The organism is Bradyrhizobium sp. LTSP857 (assembly GCF_000938285.1).
Classification (GTDB): domain Bacteria; phylum Pseudomonadota; class Alphaproteobacteria; order Rhizobiales; family Xanthobacteraceae; genus Bradyrhizobium.
The window spans coordinates 389745-411503 of the sequence record NZ_JYMS01000049.1; the positions used below are offsets into that span (position 1 = coordinate 389745).

The following is a 21759-nucleotide window of genomic DNA, read 5'->3' on the forward strand; positions in this document are numbered from 1 at the left end:
CCCCGGCTGCTCGCCATCATGTCCGAATTCCCGGCCAAACGACTTGCCGTCATCAAGGCGCCGGCGGGCTTCGGCAAAAGCTCACTGGCATCCACTTGGGTCGAGACGCTCGAGCAAGACGGTAATGCCGTTGCGTGGCTGACAGTCGATTCGGACGATGACGAGGCCACACGGTTTCTGTTCTACGTCTCGCAAGCCCTGCACCAGGCCTGTCCGGACGTCGGCGCCGGCGCGATTGGGCTGATCCTCGAGAACAATTTGATCGACCCGACAGCGATCCTGTCGAGCCTGATCAACGATCTGGCGGAGATCGAGGATGACGTTTATCTGTTTCTCGAGGACTATCACTGGATCAGCGCCTCTCGCATCCATCAGACCGTCGCGTATTTTCTCAAGCACGCACCATCCCACTGCCATGTGGTGCTGACGACGCGGATCGAGCCTCCCCTGCCGCTCGCAACCTTGCGCGCCCAGAACCAGCTGATCGAGATCGATGCCGAAGCCCTGCGGTTCGATATGCAGGAGACAAAGGCGTTTCTGGACAGCACCAAACCCGGGGCTCTGGAATTCCCCGACGTCCAACTCTTGCAGCGCAAGACCGAAGGGTGGCCCGCCGCGCTGCGAATTATCTCATCCATGCCTTCGCAGTCCGGATCCGGGCTGAAGGAGTATGTTCACAATCTCTCGGGTTCGCAGCGTCCAATTGCCGCCTACCTGACCGAGATGCTGGATGGGCTTCCGGTCGAATTGGTCGACTTCATGCTGCGAACAGCCATTCTGGATCGGCTCTCTGGTCCTCTCTGCGAGGCCGTAACAGGTTTGAGCGCGAGCCGCACGATCCTGGCATCGCTTGCCCAGCGCCAAATGCTGCTCACGCCGCTCGACAGCGATGGTGTCTGGTTTCGCTATCACCCGCTGCTTGCTGAATATCTGAGACAGCGGCTGGAGGCGGACCGCGGCATCGAAGTTCCTGAACTGCACGGGCGTGCGGCCCTTTGGTACGCGTCCCACGAATTGTGGACCGAGGCAGTCCAGCACGCGATTGCAGCCGGCGCTTCCGATCGTGCAATCGGCTGGATCAACAATTGCGCGATGGCCTTGATCAAGAGAGGCGATCTCTTCACGTTGCTGGAATGGCAGCGCCAGTTTCCCGACGAACTCATGCGAGGCCAGTGCGAGGTCCGATTGGCGATCGCCTGGGGATTGGCGCTCGCGCTTCGTTTTGATGAGGCCCTGAAGCTCGCAGCCGACATAGAAGGCGATATCGCTGCAACGCCTCTGCCGGACGGCAATTTGCTGTGCGAATGCCAGGCGATCCGCTCAGTTGCCATCGCGCTGAAGGATGACAGCGAAAGCGCGCTACCTCTGGCACAGGATTGCGTGAACCGCTCATCCGATCCCTGGACCGCGAACGTTGCCTCAAACGTCGTGCGCTTCAGCCATATGAAGGCGGGCAACCTCAAGCAATTCCATGCGACGCCATGGATTCCCTATTCGGTCGAGGAGGATCGCAGGAACGTATTCGCCTCGGTGTATCGACACTGCCTGACCGGGCTTACAGAGGAACGGCAGATACGTCTGGCAGCGGCAGATCAGCACTACCGCGAGGGCTTTCGGATCGCCGAGCAGGATGTCGGGCCGAATTCGGTTGCGGCAGCCTTGCCCGCAAGCCTGATCGCGCGAATGAAGTACGAGCAAGGCCAGCTCGACGAGGCGGAGGCCTGGGTCATCGATCGCGTCCCGCTGATCAACTCGGGGACGATGCTCGACTGCGTGTGGAGCACTTATTTCGTGATCTCCCGGGTCGCCGCTGCGCGGATGAACTTCGAGCGGGCCCGCACTCTGTTGGAGCGCGCTGAAAATCTCGGCGTCGCGCGGGATTGGGGAAGGCTCACGGCCGGAGTGATCGCAGAACAGGCACGGCTCTACCTGAACGACGGCCGGCTGGATGAAGCCGCCGCATGCGTCGATCGCCTGGAAAGCCTTGCGCGGAAATTCCCCGCACCGAAGCCTAGCGCCTGGTCGGAGATTGGATGGTACCACAGATTGACCCGCGCTCATCTGCTGGGCCAGCAAGCTCGCCCGGATGAGGCCATATCAATCCTGCAACAATTGCAGCACGAAGCAGAAGCAATGGAGCACCGCCAGTTCCTGATCTGCATTGCGATCCGCCAGTCGGCAGTTCAGCTCGGTGCGGGCAAGGCCGCGGAGGCTGTGAGCCGCTTCCGCCGCGTGCTTGCCGCATGTTCGGCGGCCGGTCTTTATCAGACCGTCCTGGATGAGGGGCCAGTCGTTTCCGAGCTTCTCCGGGCGACCCGCGAGGGCGGACACGTCAACGCGGATCTGATCTCCTACGTCGACCGGCTCACGGCCGGCCTACAGCGAGCACGACAACATCGTTCGACGCCGGGCTCGAGTGCGCGGATTCTCAGCGCATTGAGCCGGCGCGAGACTGACATTCTCACGCTGATCGCGGATGGATTATCCAACAAGGAAATCGCCCGAAACCTCGATATCGGTCCTGAAACCGTGAAGTCGCACCTCAAGAGCGTTTTCACCAAGCTCGGCGTGGAGAAGCGCGCACAGGCCGTATCACGCGCACAGACCCTGGGCATCGTCACCACGCAGTGAAGCTTCGCCGCGTCATCCGGTTTGTCGCGTACGAACGCTCGTCTGCTTGAGGATCTGCCTCGCCGACAGGAGATCTGGCGTTCCAAAACCCTCCGTGAAACGGCCGTAAATGGGTCCGATGAGATCATGGGCTCGTTGGACTTGCCCCCGATCAATCCAGAGCCGCGCAAGCTCCAATCCTGCCCGCAGCTCGAACGAACGCGCAGATTGCTGCGCTGCCAGGGTCATCGCCTCCTCGAAACATTCCACAGCCAGATCACACTGCTGGGATTCCCCGCACACAAGGGCCACGCCTTTCGCCAGGAACAGCGCCGGAAGGTGAAGAGGCCTCTTCGATCCGAGCTGCGTGGCGATCGAATCGTCGATGAGAGCCATCGCCTCCGCTTGCTCGTTCCGTTTTGCGAGACCGACTGCCAATTCGGAGACAAAATCCGTAACAAGCATCTCGTATCGCAGGATCCGCAGCTTTTCCAAGCTGTCCCGCAGATGACACATGCCATCCTCCGTCCGGCCGACACGGACCAGATAGCGCCCTCTAAGTCCCATGGCGACAGCGCGAAATGGCTCCAACGAATACTTCTCGGCGGTGAGCTCGAGCGCAGAGAGGTTCCGTTCGACCCGTCCCAAGTTGCCGATCCAGAAATAGAGAGGCATCGTCAAAATCAGGGCTCGACACAGCGCGATCGGATGGTCCGATCTCTCTGCCTCCTCGATGGCTCTTTTGGCATGACTGGCGGCCCTATCCAGATTGCCGGCGAACCAGTGCGATCGGGTCAGGTTGAATAGTGACGTCGTGCGCAGATCAAACAGATATTGAGTTGCGTTGAACCGTCGCGAAGCCGGCGCCCCACGCAGCGCCCGTTCGAGGTATTTTGGCGCGCGGACGTGGTCTGCAAGCATGTAATACGCAGCTCCGAGCATCGAATCCGCAAGCGCCGCATCTTCCGGACTTCCGGTCTTGTTCGCGACTGACTCCGCACGCAGCGCAACTTCAAGACTGCCGGTCGCATCGATCGTACGATGCAGATACATCGACAGCCCGCTGAGAAGACGTAGTTGCTGGTAGGCATCCTCGCGCCGCTCCGCGAACGTCAACGCCGTATTGAAGGCATCGCGAACCCTTTCACTGTTGCCGGCGGTGAACATCAGCGACAAGGCGAGCGAAGCGTGGATTTCCATCTGATCCCGCGGGTCGTCGTCCGCAGCAATCCGATCGATCGCTTTCTCCATCCAATCCCGGCACTCGATGAAAAGCGACTTGGCCAGAAGCAATTGCGAGGCGGCGGCCGCCATTCGTGTGGCCGCGCCATCGTTTCCATCGGGACCAAAGCTCCATTCGAGCGCAGCACGGATATCTCCAAGATTGTGCTGTGTCGCGTCTGCCAGGGATTGTCCGGGCTCTAGGTCGAAGAGATTCCCGCGGCTGTCTTGCAACGATCGGCTCAAATGGCTCGCGTGGCGCGCCGCCATGGAATGATGTTCACCGCTCTCAGCCAATTTCTCCCAGGCATAGGAGCGCGTGGTGTCGAGCAATCGGTAAAGCATCCGCCGGTAGCTGGGCCACGCCACGATCAGCGATTTGTTGACAAGGTTTTCGACCGCCCCCTCGATCTCGGACCGGTCGATTCCTTCCTGCTCTGCAACCGCACACGCCGCTTCCAATGAAAAGTGCCCGATGAAGATCGCGACACGCCGCAGCACAATTCGTTCGACTTCTGACAGGTGATCGTGGCTCCAGTCCAGCGTTGCCTTGAGCGTCTGATGCCGCGGATTCGCCGTTCGGCGGCCGAACTTCAGAAGATCGAGGCGCGAACCCAACCTTGCCACAGTATTCCCGACGCCGAAGACGGCGGCTCTTCCGGCGGCGAGCTCGATGGCGAGCGCAATGCCGTCGAGCTTCCGGCAAATCTCGGCAACCAGGGGAGCTTCGTCGTCACTCAGCGAAAAGCTGCCGCGGCGGGCACTGACGCGCTCGGCGAACAACCGTGCTGCCGGATAGGCAAGCACCTCAGACGCGGTTGGCCGCGGCTGCTCTGGCGGGCAGTCCAGTGGACAAAGACGAAGTACGCTTTCGCCGGGAACGCGCAAGGTTTCCCTGCTGGTCGCCAGTATGTGGATTTCCGGGGCATTCCGGAAGATATAGTTGACGATCTCCGCGGCTCTCTCGATGACATGCTCGCAACTATCGAGAATGACAAGCGCCCTGCGCGCGCGCAAAAAATTGAGCAACGCCTCCTTTGGATCGACCAGCTGCGGGGCGAGCCCGACCGCGGACGCGACCGCGCCGACGACCTGTTCATTGTCGCTTGCCGTTGAAAGATCGACGAAGAATACCGCCCCGGAGAAATCGGCCAGCGCCCCGTGCCCGACTGACAGAGCAACCGTCGTCTTGCCTATGCCCCCGGCACCCAAAATTGTAATCAGACGCTGTTCCGTCTGGAGCAGACGCTGAATCTCAGCGACGACCTTGCTGCGGCCAACCATACGGCCCAGTGCCGGCGGCAGGTTGGACAATCCCGAAGATGCGCTACCCCTGTCGCGGTCGGCTGGAAGTCGCGTGACCGGCGCAATGAAGCTATAGCCGCGGCCCTGGACATTCGCGATGTACTTGTCACCGAACTGACCATCACCCAGTGCCTTGCGCAGCGCCGATAGATGGACGCGAAGACTCCCTTCCTCGACCGTTACGTCGGGCCATGCCTTGGCGATCAGTTCGGACTTGGGGACAACCTCGCCAGCGTTTTCGAGCAGGCCGATCAGGATGTCGTAGGCTCTGCCACCAAGTGGAAGGATCTGGTTCGCCTTGCTGAGAGAGCGCTCGGCGACATTCAGCTCGAATGGGCCAAACCGAAGCCGGATTGCACTCGATGAGCCAATTGGTTGGACCGACATGAATCATTCCGCCAAGACCGTCGACGATCTGGTTGCTGCACCATTCGCCGTCAGTCTCGTGCAAACGCACCCCACCCAATTAAGTGTTAGCCGAAACCTCCATCAGCAACAAGCCTCACGGCATCGAGCTGGCGGCGCCATCGTGCGAATGTGAAACGGCCAATACCTGCTTGGCCAGCCGTAGATCGCAGGTCTCAAAATCCTCGCGAAACTTCGCGCAAGTGGCTTGCAAGATCCGCCACGCGGCCTCCTTTCGCCCGGCCGACTTTTCGGCAATGGCGAGGCTGGTCGCGGCCCTAAGCGCCCACGACAGGCTCGCTTGCCTATTTGCAAGCTCGAACGCCCGCTGAAAGTATTGCCTGCCAACCGCCAATCCTTCGCCGCTGCTCAGAGCCAGTTCGCCCCTGATGCGGTGCAGCTCCGGGCCATACCATCAGCTTTCGTCGAGATCGATCTTCGCACGCTCGAACACGTCAAGCCCTTCCCTCGGCCGGCCCACGAGAGCCATGCACATCGCAAACTCCGCCTGCAAGAACCAATCGAAAATTCCGTAGCGTGCTGCGGACAGCTTCTCGAGACCCGCATAGAGCATTGCGGAGGCTGCACTGATTTGCGCTCCTCGCCTGATTTCGTAGATCGCCTGCATGCCGAGACCAAGGCCCTGGTAGTTGTGCAGAGCGTATTTCCCGGCACGGCTGCCGAGTTCGTCCACGAGTGCCTCGGCTTCGCCGTCATCCGGATTTGTGAAATATGCGATGAGGCCCGCAAAGGTCAGCGCACCGCAAAGGTTCACGGTCCGATTGGATTGGCGCGCCTCGGCGACGGCCATCTGATTGAACCTGCGGGCTTGATCCGGAGAGCCACGCAACCACGCCAGGGTCGCAAGACCGGCCAAATTGTCGACCTTGCGATCATAGCCAAACCGCTTGATCAGCAATTGTCGCGCAGCCTCGTCATCACGATGCAGCGACAATTCCAGCAGGCCCTGAGCCTCCGTAATCCGCCCGGCGTGGTAGTAGGTTATACCCCGCATATAATTGGCCGTTGCGATGGCGCCGATACGACCCGTTCCTTCCGAAACCTCGCCGCCGCGGTCCGCCAGCCTGATCGCTTCCGCATAGTTGGGAACGCGCAACTCGTGAGCCCACAGCACAAGCACGGCATCCATCTGATAGTCGATATCGTTGAGACCCTCGGCGAGAAGCAGCGCCTTGGCCCACGTCGCATATGATTTTTCCGTCATGCCACCCGTGAACATCACGCAACTGGCGAGGGCTGACTGAAGGACCATCTCCTGCCGTGTGCCCGAATTCATGTCGTCGAGATGGCTTATGGCCTTTCTCATCCATTCCACGCATTCGGTGAGCAGCGCCATGCCCATCCAGGCGCTGGCCGATGCCGCAGCGAGCTCAACGCCGATTTTCGCATCGCCCGTGGCAGAAAACGCCCAATTCAGGGCAGTTCTGAGATTATCGACCTCGATCCCGAGCGCCCTGGACCAGCCCGATATGTCCATCGCGGCGCCCTGCCTGAACAGGTCGGTAAAATAGAGGGCGTGCCGACGGCGAAAAAAGTCCTGCTCATCGCTCCTGGCCAGTCGCTGCAAGGCAAACGCGCGCGTGGGGTCGAGCAAGCGCAGCCGGCCGTCCTGTCCCTGAACCGCAATCATCGACTTTGAACGAAGCTCCCAGACGCAATCCGATACGCTTGCTTCATCCACCGTCTCATCGGCGACAATGGCGACCGCCGCCTCGAACGTAAATCCGCCGGAGAATACGCTGAGCCGATTCAATATGCGCTTTTCGGCTTCCCCGAGCAGGTCGTAGCTCCACTCCAACGTGGCGTTCAACGTCTGGTGCCTCGACGGGGCGGTTCTGCGCCCCACCCATGACAGGTTCAGTCGTTCGTCGAGCAGGCTTGCCGTCTTGCCAAGGCCAAATATATCGACCCTGCTGGCTGCGAGCTCGACCGCCAAGGGAATACCATCAAGCCGACGGCAGATTCCCGCGGCAATCGGCGCATCCGCATCCGTCAGCTCGAAGTCGCTTCGCACGGCCCGCACGCGGTCGGCCAACAACTGAACCGACGGGTATTGCAAGGCGATCCGCGCTGACAGATCGCTATCTTCCGGAGGGCATTCAAGCCCATCGAGTTCGTAGACATGCTCGCCCTCAACGCGCATGGCCTCCCGGCTGGTCGCGAGCAAATGCAATGTCGGGACACGGCGAATCAGTTCTTCTGCAACGGCCGACGCTCCATCGATCAGATGCTCGCAACAGTCGAGAATGACGAGCGTTGGCCTTTCCTGCAAACGATCGATCAGGGCAGGTACGACATTGTCTGTTTGCACCGACATGCCGAGTGACGTGGCGATGGCTGGCGCGACGAGTGAAGCGTCGCCGAGCGCACTCAGGTCGATGAAAAGAACCTGACCGTCGAAAGCTGCGCCCATTTCATGGGCAACTGCGACCGCCACCGTGGTCTTGCCGACGCCGCCAGGCCCGATGATCGTGACAAACTTCTGCCCGGCCAGCTTCACCAGGATCTCAGCCACGGCGTCTCCGCGCCCAAGCATTCGCATCAAGCGCGCAGGCACTCGGGGCCTCGGAGGCGCCTTGGGATTCTCCGACCCCTGCGAGGCACGCGAGGTGACTGGTACGACGAAGCTGTACCCCCGGCCGGGTATGTTCGCGATATATCGCCTGCCGGGGTCGCTCTGATCAAGAGCCTTCCGGAGCGCTGAAATATGAACGCGCAGGCTGACCTGTTCGGCTCCTCTCGCGGGCCAAACGCGTTCGATCAGGGTTCTCCTGCCGACGACCTTGTTTGCCTGCTCCACCAGGACGATGAGGAGATCCATGGCGCGCGCGCCGAGCGGCACGACTTTCGCGTCGTTTGTCAGAAGCCGGTTTGCGATCGACAGTTCGAAGGGGCCGAAGCTGAGGACAGCCCCCTGCTGACCGCTCATGGAATATGCTCGTCCATGTCGCCTCTCGGGGTGAGCTCGCAGGGGATTCCGAGCTCGCGTCGCCAGTTGGCCGGGCTTTGACCAAAGGCGTGCCTGAAGAGCCGGCATAGGTGTGCTTGATCGGAGAAGCCCACACTCAAGGCTATCTCGCTCAGTGACGCCGCGCTGGTCATCATCAGGTGGCAGGCTCGCTCCAGTCGCCTTCTCACCACGTAAGCATGCGGCGACTCCCCGATAGCCAGTTTGAACTTTCGGGAAAAGTGCGCCGGGCTTCGACGTGCGACCGTACTGAGATCCCGAATGTGAATGGTGCGGTGCAGATTGCTGTCGATATAAGCTCGCACGCGCAGAATCTGCCAGGCCGCCAGACCACCCCTTGTGGCGCCGTTGGCGCCCGAGCAGCGCTCGATCTCCGCTTGCAGGATGTGGGATGCGGTCGCCAGCGACACTCTGGCCGCATCTCGATCACGTTCCAGCTCCCGCCTTGCCGTTTCAAGCAGCGTGGCCAGGCTGTTCGCAACCAGGTTGAACTGTTGGTCGGATGCCAAGGACGATTCTGGTGCGGTAGCCGGAAGTCCTGCCATTATCATTCCCTCGACGATCAGTCCGACAGCCCGGCGAGAGAGTGCAGCAAGGGGAGCGTCTTGGCTTGTTAAGTAGTGTTCTGAACAGTTAAATGCGGGCAAATGCTCCGTTGCTGGGCAAACATTCGAAAATCGGGAAAAGTCTTTTATTTCCAAATAGATCGCTTACGAGCCAGGGTCTTCCAGGACCTTCAGATCGCTGATCGAGTAGGAAAGCGAGTAGCGGAATCCCGACTCGATCCGCCTCGGCGCGAGCGCATGGAGTTCTTCGCCATTCGTTTCCGGAAAATTGAGCTCGCCCGTCCCGATCCATGCGCCGGCGACGGTGAGATTGTCGGTGACCGACATCGCAAGCTCGTCGACCGCAGGCTTGTCCTGGCATCCGGGCACCAGTCTCGGAAAGTATCGCAGCAAGACCGTGGGGCGGGTGAGCAGCGACAATCCGTCTTCGACCGGCTTGCGCAAGGTGACGCAGGCCTCCGCAAGACGCTGGCCATGAGCCGAAAGGCTGGCGCCAAATCGGCTGCCGGGCGCGATGGGCGCCGCGGCAAGCCCTGAGGCCACAAAGGAGCGTGTCTGAAAGATGCTGCCCATCTTCTTCGGAAATCCCTGCGTCCAACCGCGCGCCAGCGCGGCGTCGTTGTCGACATAGATGTACGGACACCACATGACCGGCACGTCGCGATACATCGCGTCGACCAGGACAAACGCCTCGCGATATTGATAACGAGCCGGCTCAAGATATTCGTCGTCCTGGGCGGTGAATTGCCAATCCAGGAACATCATCACCGCGTGACCGTTCGACTCCGGATCCGGGGAAAGACCGCTCGGCAATGTGGCAGCTGTCGCCTCGGGGTCGGTCCAGAACTCAATACCGACAGCATCGCCAGCGTAGTGCCAGGGTGGCGGCGGCGTTAGAGCGGCCTGGCCGAATGGCGACTTCGGAACTGTAAAGCCCTTGAGCATTCCCGTGTCCTAAGTGCATCGCTTTCGGCACAGAGGCTAGCGGAACCTGCCTCGCTGGATTTGATTGAAATGCGTCGATTTGTTGATTCCTGCCGCAATCCGGAACACACCTGTCGACATCGGTCGATTGCTAGGCGGTCAGGTCTGCCAAAACCTCAATATCGGTGACGGAATAGGAAAACGAGAACCGGTATCCGCGCCCTACTTTGAGCGGCCCGAGCATTTCCAGCTCCTCGCCATAGGCTTCCGGAAAATTGAGCTCGCCCTCTCCGATCCAGACGTTCGTGATCAGGGGGTGGGCCGAAACGCATCGAACGAGCTCATCCACCGCGGGCTTGTCGTGCAGGCCCGCGGAGAGCCGCGGAAAATACCGCCGTCCGACAATCCGCCGATCGAGCAAGCCGCCAAGATGCTCGGCCCTCTCGCGCAAGGTAACGCCGGCCTGCACCAGCAAACGGCCGTGAGCGGACATGCAGGCAGAAAATCTCCCATCATGCACCAGCGGCGCCGAAGCCAGGCTCGCAGCGGCAAAAGTCCGCGTCTGGTGCACAGTGCCGAGCTTTCTCGGATATCCCTGAATCCAGCCTCTCATTAGTGCGGCGTCGTTGTCGACATAACAGTACGGACACCACGCTATTGGTGTCCCCTTCCAAATCGCGTCGAGGAGAACGCTGAATCCGCGACACTGATATCTGGCCGGGTCCAGATGCTCATCGTTCTGCGCAGTGAACTGATAGTCCGTGAAAACTGCAACCGAATGGCCGCGACATTGCTCATCAAGCTCCACACCCGCCGGAAGGATATGGGCCGATATATCGGGATCATTCCAGAATTCCACCGCAAGCACGTCACCCGCGAAGTGCCAGGGTGGCGACGGGACCAATGCCGCAATACCCTTGGGCGACCGAGGAGCGGTGAATCCTTTCAGCATCTCTCGTTCCCACCGCCAGCAGTCCGTATCAGGCACATCATTCCGACCTAGAACATTAGCGCTGGTATCAACCTCAACGCTTGGAAAAACGAGTAATGACGTGGTGGTTTCTGCGTACCCGGCGTTGGCACAAACCGGTTCAACCGAACTACCTCTGCATCCCTGCGACGCCCTTCAATGCTGCATCCTCATGCTCATCGGCGCGCCCGACGGCATCATCATGTTGGTGTTCATATCTGCCACGATCCACATCGTGCCAGCGATCACGACGACTACGATGAGAACGCCAAAGGCGAGCGCCAGCACGTTGTTGGTGCTTTCCGGCCCGCTGCTGATGTGCAGGAAAAACACCAGGTGAATGCCCATTTGGGCAATGGCGAGGACAGCGAGCCCGAGGAATACGCCACCCGGCCAGAGCAGTGACGTGTTTGCGGTCCAGAACGATGTGGCAGTGAGAAGAAGCGCCACAAACAGGCCGATCGTGTAGACGAGAAACTCGGATGGAGCCGATGCGTCCATCTCGCGGCTCGGCCTGTCTCCGGGTGCACGTTCGTGTCGGGCTTCGGTCATGAACTCACTCCCATCAGATAGACCACCGTGAATACCCCGACCCAAACGATGTCGAGTGCGTGCCAGAACAAAGAGAAGCAGAGCAGGCGATGCTGCACCCTCGCGGCGAATCCGAATACCGCCACCTGCACCATCATCACGACCAGCCAGATCAGTCCGAGCGCGACGTGCAGCCCGTGGCATCCGACAAGTGTGAAGAATGCGGACAGAAACGCGCTCCGCTGCGGCGCAGCACCGATGGCGATCATGCCCAGGAACTCGCGGATCTCAAGACTAAGAAACGTGGCTCCGAGTGCGAAGGTGATCAAAGCTCCTAAATAGGTCCTGAGGTAACGGCGCGAATTGACGGCCAAGGACATCATTCCGCAGGTGTAGCTCGAAACGAGAAGGCAAACAGTTTCGATCGCGACCGTCTTCTGATTGAATAGCTGGGCGCCGGTCGGCCCGCCGGCCGTCGAACGCACGAGGACCGCGTAGCTCGCGAACAGCGCGGCAAACATGATGATGTCACTGAGCAGGAAGATCCAGAAGCCATAGGCGACCACGATCCTCTTTGGAGCAGGTCCCGCCTCGCTCGCACTTGGCAGTGCGTCTTGCGGAATCTGATCAATTGCGACGGCGATATTCATGCTGCAACTCCTGCCTGGTGGGCCCGTACGAACCGGGCGATCTCCTCGGCTGGCACCTCGATTTCGTTGTGCCGGCGGAATGAGAAGGCAAGCAACGTCATGAATGCGCCGAACACTCCGACACCGGCCAGCCACCAAATGTGCCAGATCATTGCAAAGCCGATGACGACTGCGAAGAAGGCGGTAACAAAGCCCGTGGCGCTATTCTTCGGCATTTCGACGGGCTCGTATTTGCGCGTCGGCGTCGGCTCGCCCTTTGTCGCTTGCGCCCGGTCTTTGCTGCTCCAGAACGCGTCCAGTCCGGCGACCTTGGGTTGGAACGCAAAGTTCCATGCCGGCGGCGGCGACGCTGTCGCCCATTCGAGCGTGCGGCCGTTCCACGGATCACCGGTCACGTCGCGCAGCTCCTCGCGATTGCGGATCGACACAACGAGTTGCACGATCTGGCAAACGACGCCGACCAGGATGATAGCGGTGCCGAATGCGGCTGCTATCAGCCACGGCTGCCAGGACAAATTGTCGTAGTGTTGCATGCGCCGGGTCATGCCCATCAGACCCAGCACGTAGAGCGGCATGAAGGCGACATAGAAGCCGACGAGCCAGCACCAGAACGAGGCTTTGCCCCAGCGTTCGTCGAGCTTGAACCCGAATGCCTTGGGGAACCAATAATTGTACCCCGCCATCACGCCGAATACGACGCCGCCAATGGCGACGTTGTGGAAGTGCGCGACCAGGAACACGCTGTTGTGCAGCTGGAAGTCGGCCGGGGGCACCGCCATGAGCACGCCGGTCATACCGCCGATGACGAAAGTCACGATGAAGCCAATCGACCACAGCACCGGCACCGAGAACCGAACCCGGCCGCCGTACATCGTGAACAGCCAGTTGAAGACTTTCGCGCCCGTCGGCAACGCGATGATCATGCTCATGACGCCGAAGAAGCCGTTGACGTTTGCACTGGCACCCATTGTGAAAAAGTGGTGCAGCCAGACAAGGAAGGAGAGGACGCAGATGGCCATCGTCGCGGCTACCATCGAGCGATAGCCGAACAACGGCTTGCCGGAGAAGGTCGCCATCACTTCCGAGAATACGCCGAACGCGGGCAGGATCAGGATGTAGACTTCGGGGTGCCCCCATACCCAGAACAGGTTGGAGTACAGCATCTGATTACCCTGGCCTTCGAGCGAGAAGAAGTGAAAGCCGAGATAGCGATCGAGCGCCAGCATCGCGAGCGTCGCGGTCAGGACCGGAAAGGCCGCGACAATGAGCAGGTTAGCGGCAAGCGCGGTCCAGCAGAAGACGGGCATCCGCATATAGCTCATCCCCGGCGCCCGCAGTTTGAGGATTGTTGTGACGAAGTTGATACCCGCCAGCAAGGTGCCGATACCGGAGATTTGCAACGACCAAAGATAGTAGTCGACGCCGACGCCGGGCGAATATTGCATTTCGCTCAGGGGAGGATAACCCCACCAGGTGGCTTTTGAGAACTCGCCGACGGCCAGCGAAATGTTGACCAACAACGCGCCCGAGGCCGTCAGCCAGAAGCTGACGGAGTTGAGCGTAGGGAATGCGACATCGCGAACACCAAGTTGCAAGGGCACCGCGAAGTTCATGAGCCCTACCACGAACGGCATTGCCATGAACAAAATCATGATCGTGCCGTGTGCCGAGAAAATCTGATTGAAATGCTCGGGCGGCAGATAACCTTGGGCACCGCCGGCTGCGATCGCCTGCTGCGTGCGAATCATGATCGCATCGCTGAAGCCGCGCAACATCATGATGAGCGCCAGTATGCAATACATGGCACCTATCCGCTTGTGGTCGACCGAGGTGAGCCATTCGCGCCACAGATAGAGCCAGGCTCCCTTCGCCGTGACGAATCCGAGGACAACCACCACGACCAGGACCATGAAGCCCGTTGCACCCATGATGATCGGCTCATGGAGGGGAATCGCGCTCCAATCGAGCTTGCCAAGGAGATTCATCGCTCTGCCCTCTGCGACGTTGAACAAATTGATAGAGAGGATTCTTGGGCACCCATGGCAGCGCTTACGATGCTGCTGAACAGCTCGGGGGCGACGCCACGATAGGTGAACGGCGCGACCGCCTTGCTCGGCTTGACCAGGTCAGCGTAAGTCTGCTTATCGAGCACCGAACCGGTTTCGCGGGTCTGGCGAACCCATTGCGCAAATCCGTCGTCTGTCACTGCATCGACCGTGAAGTGCATGTCTGGAAAGCCGTCACCGCTGAACATGGCGGATATCCCTGGATAGGTTCCGACATGGTCCGCCTGCAGGTGGAGGCGCGTCGCCATTCCTGACATGGTGTAGATCTGGCTCCCGAGCTGAGGCACGAAGAAGCTGTTCATGACGCTCGATGAGGTCAGCTCGAAGCTGATCGGCGTACCAACCGGCACGACCAGCTTGTTGACGCTCGCGATCCCCTGCTCTGGATAGATGAACAGCCATTTCCAGTCGAGTGAGACGACCTGAACGTTGACAGGCTTGACCGTTGAGTTAATCGGCCTGCCCGGATCAAGGTCGTGTGCGCCGATCCATGCGACGCCGCCGACCAGGAGCACCGTCATCCCGGGGATGGACCAGACCAGCAACTCAAGACGTCCGGAATATGTGAAATCTGGCCGATAGCGCGCACGCTCATTGGATGCTCGAAACCAGAAAGCAAAGCCAAGTGTCGCAAGGATCACCGGGATCACGATCGCCAGCATGATGCCAAGTGCGTTGAACAAAATTTGCCGCTCGGCCAGCGCAATCGGCCCTTTGGGATCGAGCACGCCTTCGCAGCCGCCGAGGGTCGCGGCACCGATCATGACGATTGCAAGTAAACCATAGCGCATGTCAGGCCTCGCTGAAGTTGACGGCGCCATTCTGCGACGCGCGCATGAATGACAATTGTTCACCTCGATGGTCGGTCAGGAGAGCCGCGAACAGCACGAACAAATAGGCGATGGAGAATACAAACAGTCGTTGGGCGGCGCGGCGATCGGTCTCGACACTTCGGTTCAGGCGGGCCGCGAGCAGAAGGAAGATCGCCCCGCCGATGGCGGCGATCACGCTATACATCGTGCCTGCAAACCCTATCGCCCAGGGCAGCTCCGAGGCGAGAGCCAGAAGGCCGCTGTAGATCAGGATCTGACGCGTTGTTGCGGCGCGTCCTGCGACAACCGGCAGCATCGGCACGCCTGCACGCGCGTAGTCGTCGGTGCGATTGAGCGCCAGCGCCCAGAAATGCGGCGGCGTCCAAAGAAAGATAATGAGGAACAGTGCAAGCGGCTCGAACCCGATTGCTCCGGTCGCCGCGGCCCATCCGATCATTGGTGGAAGCGCGCCTGCGGCGCCGCCGATGACGATGTTCTGTGGCGTCGTTCGCTTCAGCCAAGCCGTGTACACGACGGTATAAAAAAGGATCGTGCCGGCCAACAACGCGGCTGCTGTCAAGTTCGTCGCCAACGCGAGACCCGCCACCGCGAGCACGCCCAGAACGAGACCAAAGACAAGCGCTGCGAACCGGGAGACATTTCCCCTTGGAATTGGCCGCATCGCGGTGCGGGTCATGACGGCATCGATATCGGCGTCGTACCACATGTTGAGGACGCCGGCGGCCCTGCCCCGACGGCGATGGCAAAGACCGCGGCAAGCGTGGCCGTCACATCAGGTCGAACCGGAGCGATGCTCATTCCGACGAGCGCGGTGAAGACGGCAAGACTCATGACGCGTGGCTTTGTCAGCGCGACGAAGTCGGACACGCTCCATTCACCGGCCAGCGAGCAAGCGGAGTGCGATAATGGTAGGGAGCGGTATCGCCTTTCCCGAAGCGAGCCAGCAATGGATTTGACGTTCATTTCGCTGCTCCGGATTCTCTCAACAGAGTTGCCTCGCATGTTCTGCTCGAACGACTGTCAATGCGTGCAGGCAATATGCATTCGCGCCCTCGGCGGCGATTGAACGCGGCTGCTCGATTGGGGCCAATCATGCTCAAAATTGCCTGCGGGTGAATTCCAGCCTGACAACACACGTTGCGATCGCACGATTCAGGACAATTTGAGCACGTTTCAACAAGCGCCCTGCGCCGGCTTTTTTCTAATGCAGATCATCGTTCGGATACCCGCAACGCGGCTTGGAGGACCTATCGATGAAGACGTCGTCGCTCTCGATGATCGCAACCGCCTGTTTCATGGCCGCGGCACCGGCCGCGCAGGCGCGATCCGCCTATGATGGTTCCTGGGATCTCGTCTTCGTGACGCAAAGGGGCGCGTGCGATCCCAGCTACAACTTCACCGTCAATATTTCCGACGGCATCGTGACCCACCCCAATCTGGTGAAATTCAGAGGCTATGTTGCGAGATCCGGTTCGGTTCGAGCGTCAGTGACGGTTCACGAGAAATTCGCGTCCGGCACGGGCAGGCTTACGGCGACCACGGGCGGCGGCAGATGGAGCGGTCACACGGGAAGTGAGCGATGCTCTGGCTACTGGACCGCACAGCGCAATTGACCGTTCTTAAAACATGATGAGGCACGGCCGTTCAATGCGCCGCAGCGCCATCCAAGAATGGCCCACAGCTCCGCTGTATCTATCCTGACGGGTCGGCTGGCCCTCAAGAGTCGGTACACCCCATGACGACAGTTCTCACCAAATCGTTCCCGCAGGAAAGGCAGTCGTCGACACAGGCGGCGCCGGGCAAAAAACATGTCTTGATTGTCGGCGGTGGCTTTGCCGGGATTGCGGCGGCGCGGGCGCTGAAGCGGGCCGACGTCGACATCACGCTGGTCGACCGGCGCAATCATCATATCTTTCAGCCGCTGCTTTACCAGGTCGCCACCGCTGTCCTGGCCCCATCCGAGATAGCGGCGCCGATCCGGCAGCTTGAGGCGAAACAGAAAAACCTCAGTGTCTTGCTGGCGGAGGTCAAGGCCATCAACATGGGAGCTCGCACGCTCGATGCCGTTTGCCCGAAGGCTGGCAGTCGAAAGCTCGCGTACGATTTCCTGGTCATCGCAACCGGAATGCGTCCGAGTTATTTCGGTCACGACGAGTTCGCGCAGTTCGCACCGGGCCTCAAGAGCCTCAGCGACGCCGAAACGATCCGGACCAGGATCCTGAGTGCGTTCGAATTGGCGGAAGCGACCGATGACGAGAAGGAACGCACTCGCCAAATGACTTTCGTTTTGGTGGGCGCCGGCCCGACCGGCGTCGAGCTTGCCGCCTCGATCGCTCAACTGGTCTCGGTGACCCTGCGCAACAATTTCCGCAAGATAGATCCGGCCAAGAGCCGAATTGTTCTGGTGGATGGCGGCACTCGTATTCTGCCGACCTTCGCAGAGCCGCTGTCGCAAAAGGCGGCCAAGAGGCTTGCGAAACTCGGCGTTGAGGTGTCGACGGGCGTCAAGGTCGAGAAGGTCGACGACCAGGGCGTGATTGCGGCCGGCGTCCGCATTCCCAGCGCCACCGTGCTTTGGACGGCAGGCGTCAGCGCCTCGCCCGTCGTGAAACTGCTCGGGACGCAGACAGACCGCGCCGGGCGTGCGTTCGTCGGCGCCTTTCTGGACATACCCGAGGCGCCCAACGTCTTTGTAGCGGGAGATGCCGCCTCGATGACCCAGGATGGCCACCCCGTTCCCGGAGTGGCGCAGGCAGCCATTCAGCAGGGACGATTTGTCGGGCATGTCATCGCCAACCGTGTCCGGGGGCACGAGGACGGTCGCCCGTTTCGGTACCGCAACAAGGGCAACATGGCGGTGGTCGGCAAGAACTTCGCCATCCTCGAGTCCGGCCGTTTGCGCAGCAGCGGCTTTGTGACCTGGCTGATATGGGCCGCGCTGCACGTGCTGGCGCTGCCGCAACTTCAGAACAGGTTTCGAGTCCAGACGCAGTGGCTCTGGTCGTATCTGTCGGGGCAACGGAGCTCACGGCTGATTTCCGAAGGGCCGCGGTCGCCCGCGTCATAGCCGTGCTTGGGACCGGTCGTCATCATTTCCGGCAATTGGTTGAGGACTGTATCTGTGGACGCCTCCATCATCTCCGCGCTCGCCGCCCTCACCGGGGCGGCCGTCGGCGGCTTGACGAGCGGAATTGCGAATTGGCGGAGCCAACGAAGCCAGGTCCGCGCCCAGTGGATTCTCCACGAGGAGACCAACCGGCAGACTCTTTACAGGGAATTCATCGAAGACGCCGCCAAATGTTACATTGATGCGCTCCAGCACGACAAGGCCGACATTCCGAACCTGGTCAGCCTTTATGCCAAATTGAGCGCAATGCGGGCGGTATCTTCAAATCTGGTGGTTCGGCAAGCCGAAGACGTCGCCCGAAAAATCCTGGATACCTATCTGGAGCCGGACAAAAGCTTCGTCCAACTGCGCGAAATGGCCATCGATGGCACGATCGATCTGTTGCTTGGCTTCAGCCACGCGTGTCGTGACGAATTCGAGCAGATGCGACCAGTCCATTTTTGACAGTCCATTTTTGAGCGTCACGCTGCGACTTCAGCGCGCTCCTGCCGCAAGGCGATCGGATCGTCTCCGCTTTTCCATGGTCATGCAGTCGCTTGGGACTTGATGTTTCGCGTGAAGTCGGGCTTGCGCTTCTCCACGAACGCCGTGAACGCCTCTCTTGCGTCGTCTGAGCGGACCTGCGCGCTGAACTCTTCGTTCTCGGCCTTCATCGCGGCCTTGATCTGCTCGCGAAATGGCTGCTTCATAAGCCTCTTGCTGGCCTGGAGTGCTGCGGCCGGCTTCGCTGCCAATTTCCGAGCCGTGTCAGTTGCTTTCGCCCGGAGATCGTTATCGGGGACGACTTCGGTCGCCAGACCCAACTCGACCGCGCGCTTGGCATCAAACGGAGTTCCCAACAAGATCAGCTCGGCGGCGCGGATGTGACCGATCCGCGCCGGCACGGAGCAGCTCGATCCGAACTCCGGCACGACGGCCAGATTGATGAAGGGCATCTGGAATTTTGTGCTCTCGCCCGCGTAGATGAAATCGCAATGCGTCAGCATGGTGGTGCCGCCGCCGATGGCGGCGCCGTGGACTGCGGCAATCAACGGCTTGTCGAAGTTGATCAGCGCGTCCATCAGCCGGGCCTGTGGCGATTCTCCCGGCCCCGGCGGATTCTTCAGAAAATCCTCGATATCGTTGCCGGCGCAGAACGAATCTCCCGCGCCATGCCAGAGGACGACACGTGTGCTCTCGTCATTCGCCGCCGCGTTGAATATCTCTGCGAGAGCCACGTACATGGCCAACGTCATCGCGTTCCGCTTTGTCGGACGGTTCAACTGGATGCGCAGGATGCCTCCGGCACTTTCGGTCACGATCTCATCCATTGTCGAACTCCTGGTCCCTTTGGAGAGTTTCACTGCACGCGCAGGATCGCGGCGGCCTGCGCCGCCCCGACCGCGTCGTTGCGCTAGGCCGCGTGTTCCTTTGTCTTCGGAATGGTACCGCTCGCACGCAAGCCATCGATTTCGGCCCCGCTAAATCCCAGCTGCCGAAGGACCTCGTCGTTGTGTTCTCCGATCTTCGGCGCGCGTTTTGCGGGCACCTTGACGACACCATGCACCTGAAGCGGGCTGGAGATCGTGGACGTCAGCTTGCCGCCGGCACCCTCGAGCGGAACGATGATGTCGTTTGCCCGGAGCTGTGGGTCGTTGATCACCTCCTGCGGCCCGCGCACCGCTCCGAACGTCACGTGGACACCGCTGAACACCTCGTACCAATGTGACATCGGCTCGGAACAGAAGGTCTGATCCAGAATTGCCGTGAGCTCGGTCATGTTCGCCATCAGCTTGGCCGGGTCGGAGAAACGCGGATCGGTCAAAAGATCGGGCCGGCCGATCGCTTTCGCCACAGCCTCCACTTTGTCCTGAGTGATGATGAGGACGAACCAGGTATCATCCTTGGCGCGATACACGTTCATGGCCGCATTTGCGGGGTGCATACGATCATGCAGCCCGAAGAATTTCGCATCGCAAAGTGCTGCCTGGATCGAGACGCTGGCGGACCACACGCCCTCGGCGAGCAGCGAGGTCGTGACATGCGCGCCCTCCCCCGTGCGCTCGCGACGATACAGGGCGGTGACGATCGCTGAATAGAGCCCGACCGCGGTCGCGTTGTCGCCGCTGCCCGCCACCGGCCAGGTCGGCGGCGCACCCGCATCGCGCGTCATCGACAGCAACCCACTGCGGGCCCAATACGACGTGATGTCGAAGCCGGGGAGATTTGCATCCGGTCCCTTGTCGCCGAAGCCGGTGAGGTCCGCGTAGATCAGCCGCGGGTTCCACCCCACCACATCTTCATATTCGAGCTTCAATTTCTTGCGTGCCGGATGCGGCGTATTGACGATGAGAACGTCGGCCCATTTGACGAGCTTCTCGAGAACCTGATGCGCGTCTGGAGATTTCAGATCAAGCGCCATGCCACGCTTGTTGCGATTGGCCAGATGCCAGGGATAAGCATCGTCAGCGACCGGCTGCGGCGGGAGATGGTTCGCATGTCGCCACAGCTCGCCGCTCGGCGGCTCGACCTTGATCACGTCGGCGCCGAAATCGGACAAGATCACGGCGGCGCTGGGGCCAGCGATGAAGCTCGCGAGGTCCACCACCTTCAGTCCGGAGAAAATGTTGTCGTTTGCCATGGGTGTCCTTTCCAGATCCCTCGTAGAGGGCGGCCTTGCTTCAGCGTCCGCGAAACTGCGGCGTACGTTTCTCGAGGAAGGCGGCAGTGCCTTCCTTCTTGTCTTCGGTGGCGGCGCAGATACCGAAGTAGGAGGCTTCCAGCGCAAGGCCTTCGCCTTGGCTCGTCTCCATCCCCTTGTTGGCGGCTTCCAGTGAGAACTTCACGGCGATCGGCGCGTTGGCCGCGATCTGCTTCAGGATCGCCTCGGCTCGCTCAATCAGGCTAGCCGCAGCAACGACCTCGTTGACGAGGCCGATGCGATAGGCTTCCTGGGCAGAAATCGTCTCGCCCGTAAGGATCAGCTGCAACGCCCGGCCCTTTCCCACCAGGCGCGGCAGGCGCTGCGTTCCGCCACCGCCGGGCAACAGGCCCAGCTTGACCTCGGGTTGACCGAATTTGGCGTGCTCCACGGCGATTCTGATGGTGCAGGCCATCGCGGTCTCGCAGCCGCCGCCGAGCGCGAAGCCGTTGATCGCCGCGATCACCGGCTTGCCGAGATTTTCGACGAGGTCCAGCACCCCCTGCCCGAACCGGCTGGATTCCTCGGCGTCGTAGGCGTCGACATGCGCGAGTTCACTGATATCGGCGCCGGCGATGAACGCCTTGTCGCCCGCGCCGGTGAGGATCACACCGCGCACGGACGCGTCCGCCTTTGCGTCCTCGAATGCGGCGTGCAGATCGGTCCAGGTCGGCGTATTGAGCGCGTTGAGCACCTTGGGCCGATTGACCGTGACGTAGGCGATCGCCCCCTTCTTCTCGTACTGGACGTTCGCAAGGGCCAGCGCCGCTCTGGGGGCGGAGCTTGGTGCCGTTGCAGGCGAAGGAGTGAACGGTGCAGTTCCTGAAACCATAGTCATGTCTCCTGGATAGGCAGCCGGCGCTGGAGCGCCGGCGCCGCTAA

General features: G+C 60.7%; 17 protein-coding genes and 1 pseudogene. 4 read left to right on the forward strand and 14 right to left on the reverse strand.

Annotated features, from left to right (window positions below; all coding sequences use genetic code 11):
* Positions 1–81: 81 nt before the first annotated feature.
* Complete coding sequence (locus UP06_RS41775; protein WP_197087454.1) at positions 82–399, reverse strand: hypothetical protein; 318 nt, start codon at positions 397–399, stop codon at positions 82–84.
* An 18-nt stretch (positions 400–417) separates the two neighbouring features.
* On the opposite strand from UP06_RS41775, the gene UP06_RS35215 reads away from it, so the two are divergent.
* Positions 418–2631 (forward strand): winged helix-turn-helix domain-containing protein, encoded by a 2214-nt coding sequence (locus UP06_RS35215; RefSeq protein WP_197087455.1) that lies wholly within the window; start codon positions 418–420, stop codon positions 2629–2631.
* A gap of 12 nt (positions 2632–2643) precedes the next feature.
* Here UP06_RS35215 and UP06_RS35220 read toward each other — a convergent pair whose 3' ends face one another.
* The 10 genes and pseudogenes from UP06_RS35220 to UP06_RS35270 form a co-directional block, all read right to left on the reverse strand.
* Positions 2644–5523: an ATP-binding protein gene (locus UP06_RS35220; RefSeq protein ID WP_045008272.1), complete on the reverse strand. Its 2880-nt coding sequence runs from the start codon at positions 5521–5523 to the stop codon at positions 2644–2646.
* Between the two features lie 433 nt (positions 5524–5956).
* Complete coding sequence (locus UP06_RS35230; RefSeq protein ID WP_045008274.1) at positions 5957–8491, reverse strand: ATP-binding protein; 2535 nt, start codon at positions 8489–8491, stop codon at positions 5957–5959.
* The gene (locus tag UP06_RS35235) at positions 8488–9075 is read right to left on the reverse strand and encodes a helix-turn-helix domain-containing protein (protein ID WP_063778880.1); all 588 of its coding nucleotides are present in this window, start codon (positions 9073–9075) and stop codon (positions 8488–8490) included. Before UP06_RS35235 ends, UP06_RS35230 begins: the two co-directional genes overlap by 4 nt.
* A gap of 165 nt (positions 9076–9240) precedes the next feature.
* A complete protein-coding gene (locus UP06_RS35240; RefSeq protein WP_045008276.1) occupies positions 9241–10041 on the reverse strand; it encodes an acetoacetate decarboxylase family protein in 801 nt (266 codons plus the stop codon).
* Positions 10042–10171: 130 nt separating this feature from the next.
* The gene (locus tag UP06_RS35245; RefSeq protein ID WP_045008277.1) at positions 10172–10972 is read right to left on the reverse strand and encodes an acetoacetate decarboxylase family protein; all 801 of its coding nucleotides are present in this window, start codon (positions 10970–10972) and stop codon (positions 10172–10174) included.
* Positions 10973–11146: 174 nt separating this feature from the next.
* Complete coding sequence (cyoD, locus tag UP06_RS35250; protein WP_045008278.1) at positions 11147–11542, reverse strand: cytochrome o ubiquinol oxidase subunit IV; 396 nt, start codon at positions 11540–11542, stop codon at positions 11147–11149.
* The gene (cyoC, locus tag UP06_RS35255; protein WP_045008279.1) at positions 11539–12171 is read right to left on the reverse strand and encodes a cytochrome o ubiquinol oxidase subunit III; all 633 of its coding nucleotides are present in this window, start codon (positions 12169–12171) and stop codon (positions 11539–11541) included. The genes cyoD and cyoC overlap by 4 nt, the downstream gene beginning before the upstream one ends.
* On the reverse strand, positions 12168–14156 hold the full coding sequence (cyoB, locus tag UP06_RS35260) for a cytochrome o ubiquinol oxidase subunit I (RefSeq protein WP_045008280.1): 1989 nt from the start codon (positions 14154–14156) through the stop codon (positions 12168–12170). The genes cyoC and cyoB overlap by 4 nt, the downstream gene beginning before the upstream one ends.
* On the reverse strand, positions 14153–15028 hold the full coding sequence (gene cyoA / locus UP06_RS35265; protein ID WP_082081836.1) for a ubiquinol oxidase subunit II: 876 nt from the start codon (positions 15026–15028) through the stop codon (positions 14153–14155). The genes cyoB and cyoA overlap by 4 nt, the downstream gene beginning before the upstream one ends.
* Before the next feature lies 1 nt (position 15029).
* Positions 15030–16033: pseudogene (locus UP06_RS35270) on the reverse strand (heme o synthase).
* A 290-nt stretch (positions 16034–16323) separates the two neighbouring features.
* Between UP06_RS35270 and UP06_RS35275 the strand changes: the two are divergent.
* The 3 genes from UP06_RS35275 (at position 16324) to UP06_RS35285 (ending at position 18641) form a co-directional block, all read left to right on the forward strand.
* Positions 16324–16683: a hypothetical protein gene (locus UP06_RS35275; protein WP_045008281.1), complete on the forward strand. Its 360-nt coding sequence runs from the start codon at positions 16324–16326 to the stop codon at positions 16681–16683.
* A 122-nt stretch (positions 16684–16805) separates the two neighbouring features.
* On the forward strand, positions 16806–18137 hold the full coding sequence (locus tag UP06_RS35280) for an NAD(P)/FAD-dependent oxidoreductase (RefSeq protein WP_082081840.1): 1332 nt from the start codon (positions 16806–16808) through the stop codon (positions 18135–18137).
* Between the two features lie 54 nt (positions 18138–18191).
* Positions 18192–18641, forward strand: coding sequence for a hypothetical protein (locus UP06_RS35285; RefSeq protein ID WP_045008282.1), 450 nt, complete (start codon positions 18192–18194; stop codon positions 18639–18641).
* Between the two features lie 80 nt (positions 18642–18721).
* On the opposite strand, the gene UP06_RS35290 is transcribed toward UP06_RS35285, so the two are convergent.
* The 3 genes from UP06_RS35290 to UP06_RS35300 form a co-directional block, all read right to left on the reverse strand.
* A complete protein-coding gene (locus UP06_RS35290; RefSeq protein ID WP_045008283.1) occupies positions 18722–19507 on the reverse strand; it encodes an enoyl-CoA hydratase in 786 nt (261 codons plus the stop codon).
* 83 nt (positions 19508–19590) lie between these two features.
* The gene (locus UP06_RS35295) at positions 19591–20964 is read right to left on the reverse strand and encodes a CaiB/BaiF CoA transferase family protein (protein WP_245305627.1); all 1374 of its coding nucleotides are present in this window, start codon (positions 20962–20964) and stop codon (positions 19591–19593) included.
* Positions 20858–21709, reverse strand: coding sequence for an enoyl-CoA hydratase-related protein (locus tag UP06_RS35300; protein WP_082081841.1), 852 nt, complete (start codon positions 21707–21709; stop codon positions 20858–20860). Before UP06_RS35300 ends, UP06_RS35295 begins: the two co-directional genes overlap by 107 nt.
* Between the last annotated feature and the right edge of the window lie 50 nt (positions 21710–21759).

Coding starts and splice junctions, on each gene's coding strand:
- UP06_RS35280 (WP_082081840.1), top strand. CDS start 16,806: ATGACGACAGTTCTCACCAAATCGTTCCCGCAGGAAAGGCAGTCGTCG.
- UP06_RS35290 (WP_045008283.1), bottom strand. CDS start 19,507: ATGGATGAGATCGTGACCGAAAGTGCCGGAGGCATCCTGCGCATCCAG.
- cyoB (WP_045008280.1), bottom strand. CDS start 14,156: ATGAATCTCCTTGGCAAGCTCGATTGGAGCGCGATTCCCCTCCATGAG.
- UP06_RS35300 (WP_082081841.1), bottom strand. CDS start 21,709: ATGGTTTCAGGAACTGCACCGTTCACTCCTTCGCCTGCAACGGCACCA.
- cyoC (WP_045008279.1), bottom strand. CDS start 12,171: ATGAATATCGCCGTCGCAATTGATCAGATTCCGCAAGACGCACTGCCA.
- UP06_RS35235 (WP_063778880.1), bottom strand. CDS start 9,075: ATGGCAGGACTTCCGGCTACCGCACCAGAATCGTCCTTGGCATCCGAC.
- UP06_RS35275 (WP_045008281.1), top strand. CDS start 16,324: ATGAAGACGTCGTCGCTCTCGATGATCGCAACCGCCTGTTTCATGGCC.
- cyoA (WP_082081836.1), bottom strand. CDS start 15,028: ATGCGCTATGGTTTACTTGCAATCGTCATGATCGGTGCCGCGACCCTC.
- UP06_RS35220 (WP_045008272.1), bottom strand. CDS start 5,523: ATGTCGGTCCAACCAATTGGCTCATCGAGTGCAATCCGGCTTCGGTTT.
- cyoD (WP_045008278.1), bottom strand. CDS start 11,542: ATGACCGAAGCCCGACACGAACGTGCACCCGGAGACAGGCCGAGCCGC.
- UP06_RS35240 (WP_045008276.1), bottom strand. CDS start 10,041: ATGCTCAAGGGCTTTACAGTTCCGAAGTCGCCATTCGGCCAGGCCGCT.
- UP06_RS35245 (WP_045008277.1), bottom strand. CDS start 10,972: ATGCTGAAAGGATTCACCGCTCCTCGGTCGCCCAAGGGTATTGCGGCA.
- UP06_RS35230 (WP_045008274.1), bottom strand. CDS start 8,491: ATGAGCGGTCAGCAGGGGGCTGTCCTCAGCTTCGGCCCCTTCGAACTG.